Origin of the sequence: Mycobacterium sp. (assembly GCF_035603715.1) — a bacterium.
In the GTDB taxonomy this organism is placed as follows: domain Bacteria; phylum Actinomycetota; class Actinomycetes; order Mycobacteriales; family Mycobacteriaceae; genus Mycobacterium.
This window is the reverse complement of sequence record NZ_DATNJW010000430.1, coordinates 1-5,635: the sequence shown is the minus strand read 5'-3', so window position 1 is coordinate 5,635 and position 5,635 is coordinate 1. Positions and strand designations below refer to the sequence as shown.

Below are 5,635 nucleotides of genomic sequence, written 5' to 3'. Positions count from 1 at the left end.
TGTTGGCGGTGAACATGCCGCCGCAGGCGCCCTCGCCTGGACAGATGGCCCGCTCGATCGCGTCGACATCCTCGCGCGGCATCAGGCCGCGGGCGCAGGCGCCGACCGCCTCGAACGCATCGATGATCGTCACGTCGCGCTCGGTGCCGTCGGACAGCTTGGCCCGGCCCGGCAGGATCGAGCCCGCATAGAGAAAGACCGCGGCCAGATCCAGGCGAGCCGCGGCCATCAGCATGCCGGGCAGCGACTTGTCGCAGCCGGCCAGCAGCACCGACCCATCAAGTCGCTCGGCCTGCATGACGGTTTCCACGCTGTCGGCGATCACCTCGCGCGACACCAGGGAGAAGTGCATGCCCTCGTGGCCCATCGAGATGCCGTCGGACACCGAGATCGTGCCGAACTCGAGCGGATAGCCGCCGGCGGCGAATACGCCCTCCTTGACGGACTTGGCCAATCGGTCCAGCGACAGGTTGCACGGCGTGATCTCGTTCCACGACGACGCCACCCCGATCTGCGGCTTGGCGAAGTCTTCGTCGTCCATTCCCACCGCACGCAACATTCCGCGCGAAGCGGCCTTTTCCAGGCCGTCGGTGACCTCGCGACTGCGGGGCTTGATGTCGATGCTGTCCTTGCTGTCGGCCATTGCTCAAGTATGCGTGTAGCGCCATGTCGGCCAAAATCATTAAAATACCCCCACGGGGTATGGTCGCCGCACTGGCGAAACGCCGATGCACCAGGCCGCCGTGGCGCCGGCACCAGCCGACGTTGACAATGGTGACAACACCGGCGCCGTCGCGATGGCCCCGAGCACTATCTACAAGACCACGATGTTGGAGGGGCAGATGGCACCCGCACACGGCTACTCGTCGCAGAAGGACAACTACGCCAAACGTTTGCGGCGGATCGAGGGCCAGGTGCGTGGCATCGCGAAGATGATCGAGGACGACAAGTACTGCATCGACGTCCTCACCCAGATCAGCGCAGCCAACAACGCTCTGCGTTCGGTCGCGCTGAACCTGCTCGACGAGCACCTCGGACATTGCGTCACCCGCGCGGTCTCGGAGGGCGGCACGGAGGCTGACGAGAAGCTGGCCGAGGCCTCCGCGGCCATCGCACGACTCGTCCGCTCCTGATCGTTAACGCGATGCCCGCAACGCATGGTTGAGTAGTGGCCGTGGTGCCAGCTCGTGCCGCCCAAGGGCGAACCGCTACGAGCGGGCCCTGGACTCCCCGAATCGCCGTGCAGTTGGCCGTTCTGGCCGCGGCGGCTTTCACCTATGTCACCGCCGAGCTGCTGCCGGTCGGCGCGCTGCCCGCGATCGCTCGTGACTTGCACGTGAGTATCCCGATGGTCGGCACGTTGCTGGCCTGGTACGCCCTGGTGGCGGCGCTGACCACGATTCCGCTGGTCCGCTGGACCGGGCAGTGGCCGCGACGCCGCGCGCTGCTGCTGTCGCTGGCCTGCCTGACTGCGTCCCAGCTCATCTCCGCGCTGGCGCCCAACTTCGTGGTGCTGGCCTGCGGCCGGGCACTGTCGGCGGTCACCCACGGCCTGATCCTGTCGGTCATCGCGCCGATCGCCACTCGGCTTGTTCCGCCCAGCCACTCCGGGCGGGCGACGACGAGTATTTACGTCGGCATCAGCCTGGCCGTGGTGGTGGGCAGCCCGGCCACGGCCGCGATCAGCCTGGAGTGGAACTGGCGGGTGGCCGTCGCGGCGGTGACCGCCATGGCCGCGTTGGTGACCGTGGCGGCCTGGCTCGTGCTGCCGGTGATGGCCTTGACCGACGGCCAGCGGGCAGTCGTCGGCCGGCGTGCGCATCATCACCGCAATCGGCGACTGGTCATCGTGAGCTTGCTGACCATGATCGCGGTCACCGGGCACTACATGTCCTACACGTTCTTCGCGGTGATCGTCCGCGATGTGGTGGGCGTGCGGGGACCGGATATCGCGTGGCTACTGGCTACCTACGGGATCGCGGGCCTGTTGGCGATCCCGCTGGTGGCCCGGCCGATGGACCATCGGCCCAGGACCGCCACCATCAGCTGCATGATCGCGCTGTGGATGACGTTCGTGGTGCTGACGGGGTTGGCGTTGCACCGGCTGCCCCCGACGGCCACGGCTCTGATCGGGATCGTCGCGATCGCGTTATGGGGTGGCACCGCCAACGCGGTGTCGCCGATGCTGCAATCCGCGGCGATGCGCGCCGGCGCCGACGACCCGGATGGCGCGTCCGGGCTGTACATGGCGGCGTTTCAAGTCGGCATCATGGCCGGATCGTTCGCCGGCGGGTTGTTCTACGAGCACGGCATGCTGAGGATGTTGTCCGCCTCCGCGGTCTTGATCGGTCTCGGAGCCGCCGGAATGACCGCCGAGCGGCAGCTGTTCGACGTCCCCGCCGCGGATCGACCGTAAAAGATAAAACCGCAGGTCAACGGGCTGGTTGACACGCGTCTCCGCGCCCAGCGCCGACCGCTGAATTAATAGCTGGGCCCTCTGCTACTGCATACTGGCTCTATACCGTGACTTGGAGGGATGCAAATGTCGCGATGGACCACCGGTCCGCTGACCGCTGCGCTGAGCGCAGTCGGAGTGACCGCTGCGCTCGTTCTGGGCAGCGGTTTGGCGATCGCCGACCCGGAGCCGCCGCCCCCGCCCGCGCCGGCCGTAGACGCCCCGGCTCCGCTGCCACCCGGCGACCCAGCGCCGCCACCGCCGCCCGCCGACCCACTGGCGGTGCCGCCGCCGGCCAACCCGGCCGCGCCTCCGCCGATCCCGGGAGACCCATTGGCGCCCGCGCCGGCTGTGCCGCCGGGCACCGCGGCGACCCCGGGCACCGCAGCCACGCCGGGCACCCCGGGTGCCCCGGCCACCCAGGCCGCCGCGCCGACCGGACCGGTTGTCGGCCAGAACCCGGCGCCGTTCACCGGCTCCCCGCCGTTCGTGCCGCCGACCTTCAATCCGGTCAGCGGCGCGACAGTCGGCGTAGGCGAGCCGATCATCATCAACTTCGCGCGCCCGATCGCCGACCAGCACATGGCCGAACAGGCGATCCACGTCTCGTCGACCCCGCCGGTCTCCGGCAAGTTCTACTGGCTGACCTCCAGCCAGGTGCGCTGGCGTCCGCTCAGCTTCTGGCCCGCGCACACCGCGGTGCACGTCGACGCGGCCGGCACCCAGGAGAACTTCGTCACCGGTGACTCGCTGATCGCCACCGCCGACGATGCGACCCACCAGCTCATTGTCACGCGCAACGGGACGGTCGAGCAGACCTTCCCGATGTCGATGGGCATGGCTGCGGGCGGTCACCAGACGCCTAACGGCACCTACTACGTGCTCGACAAGAAGGCCAAGGTCGTGATGGATTCGTCCACCTACGGTGTGCCGGTCAACTCGACATACGGCTACAAGGTGAACGTCGAGGACGCCGTGCAGTTCGACAACAGCGGTGACTACGTGCACAGCGCGCCGTGGTCGGTGGGCGATCAGGGCAAGCGCGACGTCAGCCACGGCTGCATCAACATCAGCCCGACGAACGCGAAATGGTTCTTCACCAACTTCGGTGCCGGCGATCCCATCGTCGTCAAAAACTCCGTCGGGACCTACAGCAAGAACGACGGCTCCAACGACTGGCAGCTTTAGGCCTTAGTTCCAGATCCTGACCCTGCGTTGCGGATCCAGGAACAACTCGTCGTCTGCGGTGACCTCGAAGGCGTCGTAGAAGACGTCGATGTTGCGGATGACGCCATTGCAGCGGAACTCCGGCGGCGAGTGCGGGTCGATGGCCAGCCGCCGAATCACCTCGGCGTCACGGGATTTGGTGCGCCACACCTGCGCCCAGCCAAAGAACACCCGCTGCACACCGGTCAGTCCGTCGACGACGGGCGCCTCCTTGCCGCCGAGTGACAGCTGGTAGGCGAGCAGCGCGATGGACAGGCCGCCCAGGTCGCCGATGTTCTCCCCGACGGTGAACGCGCCGTTGACGTGGTGGCCGTTCTCCAGCCCACGGGGAGTGTAGACGTCGTACTGCTCGATCAAAGCCTTTGTGCGAAGGCCGAATTCAGCTCGGTCGTCATCGGTCCACCAGTCCACCAGGTTGCCGTCGCCGTCGTACTTGGCACCCTGGTCGTCGAAACCGTGGCCGATCTCGTGGCCGATCACCGCACCGATGCCGCCGTAGTTGGCCGCGTCGTCGGCCTCGGCGTCGAAGAACGGCGGCTGCAGGATCGCGGCCGGGAAGACGATCTCGTTCATGCCCGGGTTGTAGTAAGCGTTGACGGTCTGCGGCGTCATAAACCACTCGTCCCGGTCGACCGGGCCGCCGAGCTTGGCCAGGTCGCGGTCGTACTCCAGCGCGTAGCCGCGCCGGTAGTTGCCGTACAAGTCGTCACGGGCGATGACGAGCGTCGAATAGTCGCGCCACTTCGCCGGGTAGCCGATCTTCGGGGTGAACTTGTCGAGCTTCTCCAGCGCCCGCTGCCGGGTCTCCGGCGTCATCCACTCCAGCTCGGTGATGCTGACCCGGTAGGCCTCCCGCAAGTTGGCTACCAGCTCATCCATCCGGGCCTTGGCGTCCGGCGGGAAGTGTCCCTCGACGTAGAGCCGGCCGACAGCATCGCCCATCAGGTTCTCGACCAGCGCCACACCGCGCTTCCAGCGATCGCGCAACTGTTCGGTGCCCGACAGCGTGCGCCCATAGAACGCGAAGTTCTCGTCGACGAGCTCGTCGGTCAGCATCGACGCCCGCCCACTGATGACGCGCCAGCGCAGCCAGCGCTTCCAGGCCTCGAGGTCCTCGCCCTCCCACAGCGCGGCGAATGCGGTCAGCGCGTCGGGCTGGGCGACCACGACCTCGGCAGCCTGCTCAGTCGAGGCACCCAATCCGTGCAGCCACAAAGCCCAGTCGAAACCGGTTGCCTCCGAGCTCAATTCGTCGAACGTGCGCAGGTTGTAGGTCAGGTCGGCGTCGCGACGCTTCACCACGTCCCAGTGCGCGGCCGCGATCTTGGTCTCCAACGCGACGATCTGCGCGGCGGTCGCATCCCAGTCGGCGTCCTGGTCGCCATAGACGAGAGCAAACATTCGCGCGATGTGCTTCGGGTACTCCGCGAGGATCGCGGCGTGCTGCGGGTCGCGGTAGTACGACTCGTCGGGCAGCCCAAGCCCCGACTGCGACATGTGCAGCAGGTAGCGCGTGGAGTCCTTCGCGTCGGTGTCGACGTAGACACCGGTGCCACCACCGATGCCGGTGCGCTGCAGCTCGCCGAGCTCGGCGGCCAGCTGGGCGGGCGTCAGCGCGGCGTCGATGCCGGCGAGCTCATCGAGCAGCGGGCGGACGCCCAGGTTCGCGATGGTCTCGGTGTCCATGAAGCTGGCGTACAGGTCCCCGATGCGCTGTGGATCGGTGCCTTCGGCGGCGTTCGCCGCGGCTGCCTCGGTGATGATGTCGCGCACCTGCTCCTCGGCGCGGTCGGCCAGCAACCGAAAGGCGCCGTCGGTGGCACGGTCGGCGGGCATCCGATGGTCCGCCAGCCAGCGGCCGTTGACGTGACCGAACAGGTCGTCTTGAGGGCGGGCACCAGCGTCGACATAGCTCAGGTCGATGCCCGAGCGGATAGCTTCTACCGTCACGCC

The 5,635-nt window shown here is 67.6% G+C and carries 5 protein-coding genes; 3 read left to right on the top strand and 2 right to left on the bottom strand.

Going from position 1 to position 5,635, the window contains the following annotated elements:
• On the bottom strand, positions 1 to 643 hold a 643-nt coding region (locus VN856_RS17895; RefSeq protein WP_325691410.1), incomplete at its 3' end, for a dihydroxy-acid dehydratase.
• Positions 644 to 842: 199 nt separating this feature from the next.
• On the opposite strand from VN856_RS17895, the gene VN856_RS17890 reads away from it, so the two are divergent.
• The 3 genes from VN856_RS17890 (at position 843) to VN856_RS17880 (ending at position 3,643) form a co-directional block, all read left to right on the top strand.
• The gene (locus VN856_RS17890) at positions 843 to 1,133 is read left to right on the top strand and encodes a metal-sensitive transcriptional regulator (protein ID WP_325691413.1); all 291 of its coding nucleotides are present in this window, start codon (positions 843 to 845) and stop codon (positions 1,131 to 1,133) included.
• 44 nt (positions 1,134 to 1,177) lie between these two features.
• On the top strand, positions 1,178 to 2,416 hold the full coding sequence (locus tag VN856_RS17885) for an MFS transporter (protein ID WP_325691412.1): 1,239 nt from the start codon (positions 1,178 to 1,180) through the stop codon (positions 2,414 to 2,416).
• 126 nt (positions 2,417 to 2,542) lie between these two features.
• On the top strand, positions 2,543 to 3,643 hold the full coding sequence (locus VN856_RS17880; RefSeq protein ID WP_325691409.1) for a L,D-transpeptidase: 1,101 nt from the start codon (positions 2,543 to 2,545) through the stop codon (positions 3,641 to 3,643).
• A 3-nt stretch (positions 3,644 to 3,646) separates the two neighbouring features.
• Here VN856_RS17880 and VN856_RS17875 read toward each other — a convergent pair whose 3' ends face one another.
• Complete coding sequence (locus tag VN856_RS17875; RefSeq protein ID WP_325691411.1) at positions 3,647 to 5,632, bottom strand: M13 family metallopeptidase; 1,986 nt, start codon at positions 5,630 to 5,632, stop codon at positions 3,647 to 3,649.
• Positions 5,633 to 5,635: the final 3 nt, after the last annotated feature.

What these genes read in the sequence shown, in the direction of transcription:
- VN856_RS17880 (WP_325691409.1), top strand. Translation starts at nt 2,543, where the DNA reads ATGTCGCGATGGACCACCGGTCCGCTGACCGCTGCGCTGAGCGCAGTC.
- VN856_RS17890 (WP_325691413.1), top strand. Translation starts at nt 843, where the DNA reads ATGGCACCCGCACACGGCTACTCGTCGCAGAAGGACAACTACGCCAAA.